The sequence below is a fragment of the Mycobacterium szulgai genome, from assembly GCF_002116635.1.
In the GTDB taxonomy this organism is placed as follows: domain Bacteria; phylum Actinomycetota; class Actinomycetes; order Mycobacteriales; family Mycobacteriaceae; genus Mycobacterium; species Mycobacterium szulgai.
Genome location: NZ_LQPW01000137.1, coordinates 1 through 14,371 on the forward strand (window position 1 = coordinate 1; position 14,371 = coordinate 14,371).

The following is a 14,371-nucleotide window of genomic DNA, read 5'->3' on the forward strand; positions in this document are numbered from 1 at the left end:
CCTACAACGAACACACCGCCTGGGCACACCGCAGGACAGCCGCTGCTTGACGACTTACGAACCTGGGATGTCTAGTCGGGCGACGATGCGGGCCGAGACGGCCCGAGGTGGGGGTACCCCCAGCCGCGTAGCGGCGAGGGGGCAAGCCCGACAATCCAGCCCAGTCGGGCGCTAAAAGCCTTCGAGCCTGCACTCAGCGCTGGATTTCGGCGATTTAGCGCGGTGGACGCAGACTCGACGCACCGGCGACCGCACCGGCGACCCACTGGCCGCCAACCGGCCGCACACTGGCCAACCGGCGAGTACATCGGGAACACCCGCCCGTGCCAGCTAATATCGCTTGAGTGTCCGACGGCGAACAAGCCAAACCACGACGACGCCGCGGCCGGCGCCGCGGTCGTGGCGGCGCGGGTTCAGCCCAAAAACATACCGACACCCAACCGGCCGCGGACGCAGCTCCGGCCACCGCAACACCTGCCAATGCAACACCCGCCACCGTGAAGCCGCGCCGCGCGCGCTCGCGCCGCGGGCCCGAACGGATGCGAACCGTACACGAGACCTCGGCTGGCGGGCTGGTCATCGACGGTATCGACGGGCCGCGAGACGCCCAGGTCGCGGCGCTGATCGGGCGCGTGGACCGGCGCGGACGGATGCTGTGGTCGCTGCCTAAGGGCCACATCGAGCAGGGCGAGACGGCCGAGCAAACCGCCATCCGTGAGGTCGCCGAAGAAACGGGTATTCGCGGCAGCGTGCTGGCTGTACTCGGGCGCATCGACTACTGGTTCGTCACCGACGGCCGCCGGGTGCACAAGACAGTGCACCACTACTTGATGCGCTTCCTGGGCGGCGAGTTGTCCGACGAGGACCTCGAAGTCGCCGAGGTGGCCTGGGTCCCCATCCATGAACTCCCCGCCCGGCTCGCCTACGCCGACGAGCGCCGCCTCGCCGAAGTGGCCGACGAACTCATCGACAAGCTGCAGACCGACGGCCCGGCCGCGCTTCCGCCGCTGCCGCCGAGCCAACCGCGCCGCCGGCCGCAGACGCATTCCCGCACCCGCCACGCCGAGGGACCCGCATCGGGCTCGACGAACGGTCACGGGCCGGGGTCGTGACCGGGCTGCGAGTTCGGTGGGCCGGTTTATGGCGGTTGGCCGCGGTAATCGGCATGCTGGCCGGTTTCTCCGTGGTGTGCACCGCCCCGCCCGCCGCGGCCGGTGAGCCAAGCGCGACACCATTCGTCCAGGTCCGCATCGATCAGGTCACCCCCGACGTCGTCACCACCAGCAGCGAACCCGTGGTCACCGTCAGCGGCATGGTGACCAACATCGGCGACCGCCCGGTCCGCGACGTGATGGTCCGCCTTGAGCACGCCGCGGCGGTCACCTCGTCGGCGGCGTTGCGCACGTCGCTGGACGGCAGCACCGACCAGTACGAGGCGGCCGCCGATTTCCTCACGGTGGCTCCCGAACTACAGCGCGGGCAGCAGGCCGGCTTCACGTTGTCGGCGCCGCTGCGCTCGCTGTCCAAGCCGTCGCTGGCCGTCGACCAACCGGGGATCTACCCGGTTCTGGTCAACGTGAACGGAACACCCGACTACGGCGCGCCGGCCCGGCTGGACAACGCGCGGTTCCTGCTGCCGGTGGTCGGGGTGCCGCCCGACAAGGCAGGTAGCTTCGACACCGCCGTCGCACCCGAGACGACGAAGCCGGTGTGGATCACCATGCTCTGGCCGCTGGCCGACAAGCCCCGGCTGGCCCCGGGTGTACCCGGGGGCACCATCCCGGTCCGGCTGGTAGACGACGAGCTGGCCAACTCGCTGGCCAACGGCGGCCGGCTGGACACCCTGCTGGCCGCCGCCGAACTCGCCACCAGCCGCGACGTCGACCCCGACGGCGCCGTGGGGCGCGCGCTGTGCCTGGCCGTCGACCCCGATCTGCTGGTCACGGTCAACGCGATGACCGCCGGTTACGTCGTATCCAACTCCCCCGACGGCGCCGCTCAACTGCCGGGCACGCCCACCCATCCGGGCACCGGCCAAGCCGCGGCAGGTGTGTGGCTCAACCGGCTGCGCGCGCTGGCGCATCGGACCTGCGTGGCGCCGCTGCCCTATGCGCAGGCCGATCTGGACGCACTGCAGCGCGTCAACGATCCGCGGCTCAGCTCCATCGCCACGATCAGCACCAGCGACATTGTCGACCGCATCCTCGACGTCAGCTCCACCCGCGGCGCAACCCTGCTACCCGACGGCCCGCTGACCGTGCCCGCGGTCAACCTGCTCAGCGCCAACGAGAGCATGGTCGCGATCGCGGCCGCCGACTACACCACCCAGGACCCCACCGACCCTGGCATAGCCGGTCCCGACACCTCGCCGCGACGGCTGTCTCCGCAAGTGGTCCGGGTGCCGTTCGATCCGGCCGTCGGCGCCGCCCTGGCCGCGGCGGGGACCAACCCGATCATGCCCACCTATCTGGACTCCGCCCTATCGGTCCGGATCACCCACGACTCGGCCACCGCACGCCGCCAGGACGCCGTCGGGGCCATGATGTGGCGCAGCCTGACGCCCGACGCCGCACCGCGCACCCAGATCCTGATGCCACCGGGCACCTGGAATCTGCAGGGCGACGACGCGCAGGTGATCCTGACCGCGCTGGCCACCACCATCCGGTCCGGTCTGGCCGTACCGCGGCCGCTACCGGCGGTGATCGCCGACGGCAACGCTCGCACCGACCCGCCTACCCTGCCCGGGGACTATGACAGCGCACGCGGCCGGTTCAACGACGATGTCACCGCCCAGATCGCCGCCCAGAACGGGCGGCTGTGGAAGCTCACCTCGGCACTGACCGCCGACGAACGAACCGGGCTGACCGGCGTGCAGTACACCGCGCCGCTGCGCGAGGACATGCTGCGCGCGCTGAGCCAATCGGTACCGCCGGACACCCGCAACGGGTTGGCCCAGCAGCGCCTGTCGGTCGTCGGCACCACGATCAACGATTTCTTCGGCGCGGTGACGATCGTCAACCCGGGCGGTTCCTACACCCTGGCCACCGAGCACAGTCCGCTTCCGCTGGCGCTGCACAACGGCCTCGCCGTACCGATCAAGGTCAAGCTGCAGGTCGACGCTCCGCCCGGGATGACGGTCACCGACGTCGGCCAGATCGAGCTGCCGCCGGGCTACCTGCCGCTGCGGGTGCCGGTCGAAGTGAACTTCACCCAGCGGGTGGCCATCGACGTGGCACTCAAAACGCCGGACGGTACGGCGCTGGGTGCGCCGGTGCGGCTATCGGTGCACTCCAACGCCTACGGCAAGGTGCTGTTCGCGATCACGCTTTCAGCCGCGGCGGTGCTGGTGGCACTGGCCGGCCGACGGCTGTGGCACCGGTTCCGCGGCCAGCCCGACCGCGCCGACCTGGATCGCCCCGACCCGCCGCACGCCCGCCACGCCGAGCAGCCCCGGCCCATCGAGAGTCGGGTCAGCGAAGAGCACCGCGTATGAAACCGGCTCCGCGGCGGGTGCAACCACAGCGCTCGCCGCCGGTCCGGATCCCCGCCCGGCCACCCGGACCCGTCGCACCGCAACGCAAACCCGAGCTGTCGGACGCCGCGCTGGTGTCGCGGTCGTGGGGAATGGCATTTGCGACGCTGATCAGCCGCCTCACCGGCTTTGCCCGGATCGTGCTGCTGGCCGCGATGCTGGGTGCGGCGCTGGCCAGCTCGTTCTCGGTGGCCAATCAGCTGCCTAACCTGGTTGCCGCGCTGGTCCTGGAAGCCACGTTCACCGCGATCTTCGTGCCGGTGCTGGCCCGCGCCGAGCAGGACGACGCCGACGGCGGCGCGGCGTTCGTGCGCCGGCTGGTCACCCTGGCCACTACCTTGCTGCTGGCGGCGACGGCGCTGTCGGTGCTGGCCGCGCCGCTGCTGGTGCGGTTGATGCTGGGCCGCAGCCCGCAGGTCAACGAGCCGCTGACGATCGCCTTCGCCTACCTGCTGCTGCCACAGGTGCTGGCGTATGGGTTGTCGTCGGTCTTGATGGCAATCCTGAACACCCGCAACGTGTTCGGGCCGCCGGCGTGGGCGCCCGTGGTCAACAACGTGGTCGCGATCGCGACGCTGGGTGTGTACCTGGCCGTTCCCGGCAAGCTCTCGATCGACCCGGTCGAGATGGGCAATCCCAAGCTGCTGGTGCTCGGGATCGGCACCACTTTGGGCGTGTTCGCGCAGACCGCGGTGCTGCTGGTCGCGATCGGCCGGGAGCGCATCAGCCTGCGCCCGCTGTGGGGAATCGACCAGCGACTCAAGCGATTCGGGGCGATGGCCGCCGCGATGGTGCTCTATGTGCTGATCAGCCAGGTGGGCCTGGTCGTCGGCAATCAGATCGCCAGCACCGCAGCGGCATCCGGTCCGGCGATCTACAACTACACCTGGCTGGTGCTGATGCTGCCGTTCGGCATGATCGGCGTGACGGTGCTCACGGTGGTAATGCCGCGGCTGAGCCGCAACGCCGCGGCCAACGACACCGGCGCCGTGCTCGCCGACCTGTCGCTGGCCACCCGGCTCACCATGATCACCCTGATTCCGACGGTGGCGTTGATGACGGTCGGCGGGCGTGCGATCGGCAGCGCGCTGTTCGCCTACGGCCATTTCGGTGACGTCGACGCCGGGTACCTGGGCGCGGCGATCGCGCTGTCGGCATTCACATTGATCCCCTACGCCCTGGTGCTGTTGCAGCTGCGGGTGTTCTACGCCCGGGAGCAACCGTGGACCCCGATCGCGATCATCGTCGTCATCACCGCCGTCAAGATCGCCGGCTCGGTGCTGGCGCCACATCTGACGAGTGACCGCGAACTCGTCGCCGGCTATCTCGGACTGGCCAACGGGCTGGGCTTTCTGGCCGGCGCGATCGTCGGCTACCTGCTGTTGCGCCGTGCGCTGCGGCCCAAAGGTGGCCAGCTGATCCGCGTAGCCGAGGTACGCACCATCCTGGTGACGACCGCCGCGTCGCTATCGGCCGGCCTGGTCGCCTACCTGGCTGACCGGCTGCTGGGTCTGAGCGCGCTGACGGCCCACGGCGGCGGGATGGGTTCGTTGCTGCGGCTGCTGTTGCTGACAGCGATCATGGCGCCGATCCTGGTCGCGGTCATGCTGCGCGCGCAGGTACCCGAGGCGCAGGCGGCGCTCGCCGTCATCAAGGCTCGGATCGGCCGCCGGTCCCCGCCCAGCAAGGCCGCTGTGCCGGATGGATCGTCTCGCGGGAACCCGGTCACGTACCCTGAGCAGAGAAATTCGTCCCTGCCGGGGGCAAACACGGTCCCGAAGCCGATCCGGCGCCGACCTCCGGTAGCCAACGCCGGGATAGCGAAAGGACCGGAGGTGACCGACCGCCCACTGGACAGCGCTTCATCGCACTCCGGCCCTGAGCAGCCGCGGCCCGTTGCTGACGACTTCCAGCCCGACATTCCGCCCGATCGCCAACGGGGTCCGGCCTCACGTTCACCCGAGCAGCTCAACGGCGATTTCGCTCCCGACCCCCGGGGGCCCATCCCGTTTGACGCCCCGCGCGAGCGCGGACCCGAACCACCCAAGGACGACGTCAGCCTGGTCCCCGGCGGCCGCATCGCCAACGGCCGCTACCGGCTGCTGATCAGCCATGGCGGCACCCCGCCGTTGCAGTTCTGGCAAGCGCTGGACACCGCGCTGGACCGCCAGGTGGCGCTCACCTTCGTCGACCCGGACGGCACTCTGCCCGACGACGTGTTGCAGGAAATCCTGTCCCGCACCCTACGGCTCAGCCGGATCGACAAGCCCGGCATCGCGCGGGTCCTCGACGTCATGCACACCGGCGCCGGCGGCCTGGTCGTCGCCGAGTGGATCCGCGGCGGTTCGTTGCAGGAGGTCGCCGACACCTCCCCATCGCCGGTGGGTGCGATTCGGGCGATGCAGTCGCTGGCCGCGGCGGCCGATGCCGCCCACCGGGCCGGCGTCGCCTTGTCGATCGACCATCCCAGCCGGGTGCGCGTGAGCATCGACGGCGATGTGGTGCTGGCCTACCCGGCGACCATGCCCGACGCCAACCCGCAGGACGACATCCGCGGGATCGGCGCCGCGCTGTATGCCCTGTTGGTCAACCGCTGGCCGTTGCCGGAGTCAGGAACGCGCAGTGGCTTGGCACCGGCCGAACGCGATAGCGCCGGCAACCCCATCGAACCCACCGTCGTCGACCGCGACATCCCGTTCCAGATTTCCGCGGTCGCGGTGCGCTCGGTTCAAGAGGACGGCGGGATACGCAGCGCGTCGACGCTGCTGAACCTGCTGCAGCAGGCCACCGCGGTGGCCGACCGAACCGAAATCATCGGGCCGATCGACGAACCCCCGGCGCCGGCGGTCCCGCGCGAGCAGTCGGTCCGTAATCCTGCTTTGTTCGGCAGCCGCCGGCGCAACCTGATCATCGGCATCAGCGCGGCCGCCGCGGTCATCCTGGTCGCACTGCTGGTGCTGGCGTCGGTCCTCAACAAAATGTTCGACCTGGGCAACGGCCTCAACAAAGACCAACTCGGCCTCACCGCGCCCAGCTCGTCGACGTCGGGGTCACCCGGCACCTCCGCGCCGGCCGGCAACATCGTCAAGCCCACCAAGGCCACCGTCTTCTCCCCTGACGGGGAGGCCGACAACCCCGGCGACGCCGGGAACGCGATCGACGGCAACCCGGGCAGCGTATGGCAGACCGACACCTACACCGACGCCGTCCCGTTCCCCAGCTTCAAGAACGGGGTCGGGTTGATGCTGCAGCTGCCCAAACCGACCGTCGTCGGCGCGGTCAACATCGACATCTCCAGCACCGGAACAAAGGTGGAGATCCGCTCGTCGGCCAGCCCGAACCCGTCGAAGCTCAGCGACACCACCGTGCTGACTCCGGCCACCGCCCTCAAGCCCGGGCACAACACAATCCCGGTCAAGACCTCGTCGCAGACGTCTAATCTGCTGGTCTGGATTTCCACGCTGGGCACCACCGACGGCAAGAGCCGCGCCGACCTCTCCGAAATCACCGTTCAAGCAGCATCCTGAAGCGTGCGTACGGGTGAAGTGCCCGGCGGTGCCCGATTGGTTACTGTCCGGCGGTGGGTTTCGGGAGGGAACGCAGCGACGCGGAGTTACTGGCAGCCCATGTAGCCGGCGAACGCGACGCGTTCGGCCAGTTGTTCCTTCGTCATCACCGGCAGCTGTACCGCCTGGCCCGGCTCAGCAGCCGAACCCGGGAAGACGCAGACGATGCATTGCAAGAGGCCATGTTGGCGGCGCACCGCTACGCCGGCTCGTTTCGCCACGACGCGGCAGTCGGCAGTTGGCTGCACCGCATAGTGGTCAACGCCTGCCTGGACCGGCTGCGGCGGATCAAGGCGCAACCGACCACGCCGCTCGAGGATGTCTATCCGGTTCCCGATCGCACTGCCCAGGTTGAGACGGCCATTCTGGTGCAGCGAGCCCTGATGCGACTGCCCGTCGAGCAGCGGGCAACCGTGGTCGCCGTCGACATGCAGGGCTATTCGATCGCCGATACCGCCGCGCTGCTCGGGGTGCCCGAGGGAACGGTCAAAAGCCGATGCGCTCGCGGCAGGGCCCGTCTTGCTCAGCTACTCGGCTACCTGAACACCGGCGCGGCTTGCACCTGACGTTGTACGAGATCAGCGGGCATGGCGCTGGGCGTTAGGAGTTCAGATCCGCCACACTGGGGCTGATGAGCGCAGCCGACGACGAAGCGGATCCCCTGACGGTCGAACTCGTGGCCGACCTGCAGGCCGGCCTACTCGATAACGACACCGCCGCTCGGGTGCGCAATCGAATCCGCACCGACCCTCAGGCCGAAGCAACCCTGCGCGCCCTGCAACAGGTGCGCCACGATCTCGCCGCGGTAGGCGAGAGCCCGGCGCCGGACCCACCCCCCGACGTCGCTGAGCGGGTCTCCGCCGCGCTGACGTCCTTCGAGGCCGGCGCTGCCCACGCCGCCCGTCCCCGCATCCGTCCCGCCCGCGTCGTCGCCGCGGTCGCCGGATTGTGCGCGGTGGCCGCGGCGATCGGCTTCGGCACCCGGGCCTTGCTCAACGAGCCGGCGTCGCGGGCACCCAGCACACTCGCCACCGCACAACACATCACGGTGTCCACGCCTCCGCCCACGATTCCGCTGTCGAACACCGAGATCCTCGGGCTGCTCCACCGCCCGCCCGATTACGGCCCGTTGAGCAGCCCGGCGCTGCGCGCATCCTGCCTGAGCGGCCTGGGCTATCCCGCGGCCACTCAGGTGCTGGCCGCGCGCCCGATCGACATCAACGCGCGTCCCGGAGTGCTGCTGGTCTTGCCTGGTGACACACCCGGTGACTTGGCCGTGTATGCGGTGGCGTTGAATTGCAGCGCCGCCGACACCGGCTTGTTGGCCAGCACCACGGTCCCCCGCTCGTAATGTGGTGCAAGATGCCGGCGGGAACACCCACGCCTACCCTGGCGTTCGTAGACGTACATCCCGCACCTGAAAGGCCCGCATGACCGCCGACTCCGCCGCCAAAGACACCGTCCACGAGGTAATCGTCATCGGGTCCGGCCCCGCCGGCTACACCGCCGCCCTCTATACCGCCCGCGCCCAGCTGGCGCCGTTGGTCTTCGAGGGAACCTCGTTCGGCGGCGCCCTGATGACCACCACCGAGGTGGAGAACTACCCGGGATTCCGCGACGGCATCACCGGTCCAGAACTGATGGACCAGATGCGCGAGCAAGCGCTGCGATTCGGCGCTGATCTGCGGATGGAAGACGTCGAGTCGGTATCGCTGGAGGGCCCGATCAAATCGGTGGTCACCGCCGAGGGCGAGACCCATTACGCCCGCGCGGTCATCCTGGCTATGGGTGCGGCGGCGCGCTATCTGCATGTGCCCGGGGAGCAGGAACTACTCGGCCGCGGCGTGAGCTCGTGTGCCACCTGTGACGGGTTCTTCTTCCGCGACCAGGACATCGCGGTGATCGGTGGCGGCGACTCGGCAATGGAGGAGGCCACCTTCCTGACTCGGTTTGCCCGCAGCGTGACCCTGGTGCACCGCCGCGAGGAGTTCCGCGCTTCCAAGATCATGCTCAACCGCGCCGAGGCCAACGAGAAGATCACCATCCTCACCAACAAGGCGGTGGTCGCGGTGGACGGCGACACCACCGTCACCGGATTGCAGCTGCGCGACACGCTCACCGGCGAGGAAACCACCCTGCCGGTCACCGGTGTGTTCGTCGCCATCGGGCACGAACCCCGTTCGGAGTTGGTGCGCGACGTGATCGACGTCGACCCCGACGGGTACGTTCTGGTGCAAGGACGCACCACCGGCACGTCGCTGCAGGGCGTGTTCGCCGCCGGCGACCTGGTCGACCGGACCTACCGCCAGGCCGTGACGGCCGCGGGCAGTGGCTGCGCCGCTGCCATCGACGCCGAGCGTTGGCTGGCCGAGCACGAAACGTCCGGGGAAGCCGACAGTACCGACACGTTGATTGGAGCACAGCGATGACCGAATCCGAAAAGCCCGGCGGCACAATCGAAGTTTCCGACGCATCGTTCTCCACTGACGTCCTATCCAGCAATAAGCCTGTGCTGGTTGACTTTTGGGCAACGTGGTGCGGACCCTGCAAGATGGTTGCCCCCGTGCTCGAGGAGATCGCCGTCGAGCGCGGCGCCAACCTCACCGTCGCCAAGCTCGACGTGGACGCCAACCCCGAGACCGCCCGCGACTTCCAGGTCGTCTCGATACCGACCATGATCCTGTTCAAGGACGGCCAACCGGTGAAGCGCATCGTCGGAGCCAAAGGCAAGGCGGCGTTGCTGCGCGAGCTCTCCGACGTAGTTCCCGACCTCGCCTGAGTCCTTGATGGCGCCGGATCAGGCTCGCGGTTAGCCTGGCGTTTTCCCGATATCGGCGAGGATCTGCGACAATACCGATTAGCTGTCGTGAATTTGTCAGCGAAGTCAGTGAGTCCCGGAGGGCCCTTGGTATGCCGAGTCCGCGCCGCGAAGAAGGCGACGCGCTGCGCTGTGGTGACCGCAGCGCCGCTGTGACCGAGATCCGGGCCGCGCTGTCCGCACTGGGAATGCTGGACAATCCAGACGAGGACCTGAGCACCGGCCGGCACGTCGCCGTCGAGTTGTTCGATGAAGAACTCGACCAGGCGGTTCGGGCCTTTCAGCAGCATCGGGGCCTGCTGGTGGACGGCATTGTCGGTGAAGCCACCTACCGCGCATTGAAGGAAGCGTCCTACCGGCTGGGCGCCCGCACGCTGTACCACCAATTCGGTGCACCGCTCTACGGCGACGACGTGGCCACGCTGCAAGCCCGCCTGCAAGACCTCGGCTTCTACACCGGGCTGGTCGACGGCCACTTCGGGCTGCAAACCCACAACGCGCTGATGTCATACCAACGCGAATACGGGCTGTCCGCCGACGGTATCTGTGGGCCAGAAACGTTGCGCTCCTTGTATTTTCTGAGTTCCCGGGTCAGCGGGGGCTCGCCGCACGCGATTCGCGAGGAGGAGCTGGTCCGCAGTTCCGGTCCGAAACTTTCTGGTAAACGGATCATCATCGATCCGGGCCGTGGCGGCAGCGACCACGGGCTGATCACGCATGGGCCGGCCGGGCCCATCAGCGAAGCAGACGTCTTGTGGGACTTGGCAAGTCGGCTCGAAGGCCGGATGACCGCTATCGGCATGGAGACCTTTCTGTCGCGGCCCACCAACCGCAGCCCGTCCGACGCCGAACGTGCGGCCACCGCTAACGCCGTCGGCGCCGACCTGATGATCAGCCTGCGCTGCGAAACCCAGGCCAGCCCTTCGGCCAACGGCGTGGCCTCCTTCCACTTCGGCAACTCGCACGGCTCGGTCTCCACCATCGGCCGCAATTTGGCCGACTTCATTCAACGAGAAGTGGTGGCACGCACCGGGTTACGCGATTGTCGCGTTCATGGGCGGACGTGGGATCTGTTGCGACTGACCAGAATGCCTACCGTTCAGGTTGACGTCGGTTACATCACCAACCCGCGCGACCGCGGGATGCTGGTATCCACACAGACCCGTGACGCCATTGCCGAGGGCATCCTTGCCGCGGTCAAGCGGCTTTATCTGTTGGGCAAGAACGACCGCCCCACCGGCACATTCACTTTCGCCGAATTGCTGGCCCACGAATTGTCGGTCGAACGCGCCAGCAGGCTCAGCGGTTCCTAGTCCGCGATGGCCCCGGCTTCGTTGGCTTGCAAAGTATTACCGACCGAAGACGCCGCGCCCACCGGCTGCTGTAGTTGAGCGTTCTCCAGCAGACGTTCCAGGGCGGCTTCGACTTCTGCCTTCCACCCCAGCCCCTTGTCCAGCTCCAGCCGCAGCCGCGGGAAGTACCGATGTGGCGCCACCACAACGAAACCCGCGTCGATCAAGAAGTCCGCGTCGATGATGCAGTGCTCGACCGAACAATCGCCGAGCGATTCCAGTACCGGCCGAACGTCGGGGTCTGCCACCGACGGATCCTGCAACTCGGTAGCAGCCGCCGTGCGGCCGAATGCTTCCAGCGCCCGGACACCGCGGCGAACCAACTCATCGATGACGCGGGCAATGAGGCTGTGTGGCAGATCGTCGGCAGCTTGCCCGCGCTCGATGCCCATCGAAGTCAGCAACACCGCGTCCGCGGACACCGGCCCGGTTGGAAAGCGACGCGCCCGGGGTACCGCGCGAGGCGGCGCGTAGAGCACATACCCCAAACACGATGGCTCGACCTGGCTGCGCTCGTCGGGTACCGGTTTGGAAACCGCCCAAGCGACCTGCCCGCAGGATCCCCACTCCAGCATGACCATCGACAGCCACGCCTCTTTTTCGAATTCGGGATCGGCCAAGTGATCCTCTTTGCCAAGGGTGGCGGGATCGACCTCCCAGAAGACGCAACGGCGCGCATGCTTGGGAAGCTGCTCAAAGGCTTCGAGTCGCAGCGCTGTGATACGAGCTGACACTAGTCTCCTGGCCTCCGTGCGGTACTGGAACCCGGATCTCCCCCGGGCTGATGTGCACCAGCAGCCTCTCTAGGATAGGAGAGTTGGTCGCGATCGGGCCAGTGTTGGACTAGCCACATTGCCGCCGGCCCGGTCGCGCTGCCGAACCCGGCCCCAGCGAATTTTCCAAGCCGGTCTATTGGCCGCGCGGCCCTCGAAATGACTTGATGCACATCGGGTCTCCGTCGGATCGCAATACCGGTGGCAAACCTCGCGCCAACCGGGCGCCGTTGCAGTGTCACAGTGACGTAATTACAGCGTATGTCCGGTCAGGCCGTCGCCGAGCCGTTTCAGGACTTCCCCGCGGTCATCACTTCGATGATCCGTTGCAGATCGTCGACCGAGCCGAACTCGACCACAATCTTGCCCTTGCGTTTGCCAAGGCTGACCGTCACCCGGGTGTCGAACGCATTTGACAGTCGTTCGGCAACGTCTTGCAGGCCGGGCATCTGAATCGGCTTTCGTCGCGGCGCCGTCGGCGTGGCGCCTCCACGATCGGCCTCGTGGTTAGCCAGCGTGACCGCCTCTTCGGTGGCGCGCACCGAAAGGCCTTCGGCGACAATACGGCTGGCCAACTCCTCCTGCGCCTCGGCGCCGGCTTCCAACGACAACAAAGCGCGGGCGTGGCCGGCGGAAAGGACCCCGGCGGCAACCCGGCGCTGGACCGGGATTGGCAGTTTGAGCAACCGGATCATGTTGGTGATGAGCGGTCGCGACCGGCCGATGCGGGCGGCGAGTTCGTCATGGGTGACCCCGAACTCGTCGAGCAGTTGTTGATAGGCGGCTGCCTCTTCCAAGGGGTTCAGCTGTACCCGGTGGATGTTCTCGAGCAAGGCGTCGCGCAGTAGATTGTCATCGCCCGTTTCCCGAACGATGGCCGGGATGGTGGCCAAACCCGCTTCCTGCGCGGCCCGCCAACGACGCTCCCCCATCACGATCTGATAGCGCGCCCCGCTTGCGGATCGATCGACCGCCCGCACCACGATCGGTTGCAAGAGGCCGAACTCGCGGATCGAGTGGACCAACTCCGAGAGCGCCTCTTCGTCGAACACCTGGCGCGGTTGGCGAGGGTTGGCCTCGATATCGCCGGGCGCAATCTCGCGGTACACCGCGCCCATTGCGGTGGCATCGGGCAGCGGCCCGCCGAGTACAACGTCGGCAGCCGCGGCTCCCATCCGCGGGCCGAACGTCGCCGGCCCGTCACCCTCGGCCGGACCGGTCGGGATCAGCGACGCCAGTCCCCTGCCCAGCCCGCCCTTCCTGCTGCGTGACGGGTTCGTCATTGTGGTCCCCTCCCGGCTGGTCGATCGCGTTGAGCCAGTTCGCGGCTGGCGTCGAGATAGCTCATCGCGCCCCGCGAACCGGGATCGTAATCGATGATCGTCATGCTGTAGCCCGGCGCCTCTGACACCTTGACGCTGCGCGGAATAACGGTGCGCAGCACCTTATCGCCGAAGTACCGGCGCACCTCCTCGGCCACCTGATCGGCGAGCTTCGTCCGGCCGTCGTACATGGTGAGGATGACGGTGGTGACGTCGAGTTGAGGATTGAGATGTGCCTTCACCATCTCGATGTTTCGCATCAGCTGTGACACACCCTCAAGGGCGTAGTACTCGCACTGGATCGGAATCAGCACCTCCGGGGCGGCTACCAATGCATTGATGGTGAGCAGTCCGAGTGACGGCGGGCAGTCCACGAACACGTAGTCGAAGTCGAAGTTCTCGAGCTCGGCCAAGGCGGTGCGGAGACGGTTCTCGCGCGCGACCATGCTGACTAATTCGATCTCGGCGCCGGCCAGGTCGATTGTGGCCGGCACACAGAACAGCCGCTCGCTGTGCGGGCTGCGTCGCAACGCCTGCTGCAACGAGACCTCGCCGAGGAGCACCTCATACGACGACGGCGTGCCCGACTTCCGGTCGGTGATACCCAACGCTGTGCTTGCGTTGCCCTGTGGATCCAGGTCGATGACGAGTGTCTTGAGTCCCTGCACGGCAAGGGCGGCAGCCAGGTTCACCGCCGTGGTCGTCTTGCCCACGCCGCCCTTCTGGTTCGCGACGGTGAAGACCCGCCGCTGCCGCGGCCGCTGCAATGGTTCGTGGGTGGTGTGCAGCACCCGCATCGCACGTTCGGCGGCGGCCCCGATCGGGGTGTCCAATTCGGTCGATGTTTCACGTGAAACATTCACCGTGGGATTGTGCGCCGTCCCGGGCGCCGACGCCACTCCGCCCGGTGTCGGTGCGGTCACACGCACCGGCTGCTGCACGGACCTTGGCGGGGGTGTTGGACCGCCTCCCGTAACGGCTGGCACGTGTCCGACCGTGGGCGCAAAG

At 67.8% G+C, this 14,371-nt stretch carries 11 protein-coding genes; 8 read left to right on the plus strand and 3 right to left on the minus strand.

The window, feature by feature from the left end; translation table 11 throughout:
* The first annotated feature begins 344 nt into the window (after positions 1 to 344).
* The 8 genes from AWC27_RS19540 (at position 345) to cwlM (ending at position 11,229) form a co-directional block, all read left to right on the plus strand.
* Positions 345 to 1,112 carry an NUDIX hydrolase gene (locus AWC27_RS19540; RefSeq protein WP_085672006.1) on the plus strand — a complete coding sequence of 256 codons (768 nt, stop codon included), beginning with the start codon at positions 345 to 347 and terminating at the stop codon, positions 1,110 to 1,112.
* A gap of 53 nt (positions 1,113 to 1,165) precedes the next feature.
* The gene (locus tag AWC27_RS19545) at positions 1,166 to 3,493 is read left to right on the plus strand and encodes a hypothetical protein (RefSeq protein ID WP_425437496.1); all 2,328 of its coding nucleotides are present in this window, start codon (positions 1,166 to 1,168) and stop codon (positions 3,491 to 3,493) included.
* On the plus strand, positions 3,490 to 7,059 hold the full coding sequence (gene murJ / locus AWC27_RS19550; RefSeq protein ID WP_085672008.1) for a murein biosynthesis integral membrane protein MurJ: 3,570 nt from the start codon (positions 3,490 to 3,492) through the stop codon (positions 7,057 to 7,059). The genes AWC27_RS19545 and murJ overlap by 4 nt, the downstream gene beginning before the upstream one ends.
* 53 nt (positions 7,060 to 7,112) lie before the next feature.
* Entirely contained in the window at positions 7,113 to 7,664 is a 552-nt protein-coding gene (sigM, locus tag AWC27_RS19555; protein WP_085672009.1) for an RNA polymerase sigma factor SigM, read from the plus strand.
* Positions 7,665 to 7,729: 65 nt separating this feature from the next.
* A complete protein-coding gene (locus AWC27_RS19560) occupies positions 7,730 to 8,449 on the plus strand; it encodes a hypothetical protein (protein WP_085672010.1) in 720 nt (239 codons plus the stop codon).
* Between the two features lie 79 nt (positions 8,450 to 8,528).
* The gene (trxB, locus tag AWC27_RS19565; protein ID WP_085672011.1) at positions 8,529 to 9,527 is read left to right on the plus strand and encodes a thioredoxin-disulfide reductase; all 999 of its coding nucleotides are present in this window, start codon (positions 8,529 to 8,531) and stop codon (positions 9,525 to 9,527) included.
* Positions 9,524 to 9,877 (plus strand): thioredoxin, encoded by a 354-nt coding sequence (gene trxA, locus AWC27_RS19570; RefSeq protein ID WP_085672012.1) that lies wholly within the window; start codon positions 9,524 to 9,526, stop codon positions 9,875 to 9,877. The genes trxB and trxA overlap by 4 nt, the downstream gene beginning before the upstream one ends.
* Positions 9,878 to 10,008: 131 nt before the next feature.
* Entirely contained in the window at positions 10,009 to 11,229 is a 1,221-nt protein-coding gene (cwlM, locus tag AWC27_RS19575) for an N-acetylmuramoyl-L-alanine amidase CwlM (RefSeq protein ID WP_085672013.1), read from the plus strand.
* Here the strand turns inward: cwlM and AWC27_RS19580 are convergent.
* The 3 genes from AWC27_RS19580 to AWC27_RS19590 all read right to left on the minus strand — a co-directional run bounded on the left by AWC27_RS19580 (position 11,226) and on the right by AWC27_RS19590 (position 14,286).
* Positions 11,226 to 12,002: an acetyltransferase gene (locus AWC27_RS19580; RefSeq protein WP_085672014.1), complete on the minus strand. Its 777-nt coding sequence runs from the start codon at positions 12,000 to 12,002 to the stop codon at positions 11,226 to 11,228. The genes cwlM and AWC27_RS19580 overlap by 4 nt on opposite strands.
* Before the next feature lie 329 nt (positions 12,003 to 12,331).
* A complete protein-coding gene (locus AWC27_RS19585; protein ID WP_085672015.1) occupies positions 12,332 to 13,324 on the minus strand; it encodes a ParB/RepB/Spo0J family partition protein in 993 nt (330 codons plus the stop codon).
* Complete coding sequence (locus tag AWC27_RS19590; RefSeq protein ID WP_085672045.1) at positions 13,321 to 14,286, minus strand: ParA family protein; 966 nt, start codon at positions 14,284 to 14,286, stop codon at positions 13,321 to 13,323. The genes AWC27_RS19585 and AWC27_RS19590 overlap by 4 nt, the downstream gene beginning before the upstream one ends.
* Positions 14,287 to 14,371: the final 85 nt, after the last annotated feature.

Excerpts from the sequence above, each read along its gene's own strand:
- AWC27_RS19545 (WP_425437496.1), top strand. The coding sequence starts at position 1,166 with ATGCTGGCCGGTTTCTCCGTGGTGTGCACCGCCCCGCCCGCCGCGGCC.
- murJ (WP_085672008.1), top strand. The coding sequence starts at position 3,490 with ATGAAACCGGCTCCGCGGCGGGTGCAACCACAGCGCTCGCCGCCGGTC.
- AWC27_RS19560 (WP_085672010.1), top strand. The coding sequence starts at position 7,730 with ATGAGCGCAGCCGACGACGAAGCGGATCCCCTGACGGTCGAACTCGTG.
- trxB (WP_085672011.1), top strand. The coding sequence starts at position 8,529 with ATGACCGCCGACTCCGCCGCCAAAGACACCGTCCACGAGGTAATCGTC.
- trxA (WP_085672012.1), top strand. The coding sequence starts at position 9,524 with ATGACCGAATCCGAAAAGCCCGGCGGCACAATCGAAGTTTCCGACGCA.
- cwlM (WP_085672013.1), top strand. The coding sequence starts at position 10,009 with ATGCCGAGTCCGCGCCGCGAAGAAGGCGACGCGCTGCGCTGTGGTGAC.
- AWC27_RS19585 (WP_085672015.1), bottom strand. The coding sequence starts at position 13,324 with ATGACGAACCCGTCACGCAGCAGGAAGGGCGGGCTGGGCAGGGGACTG.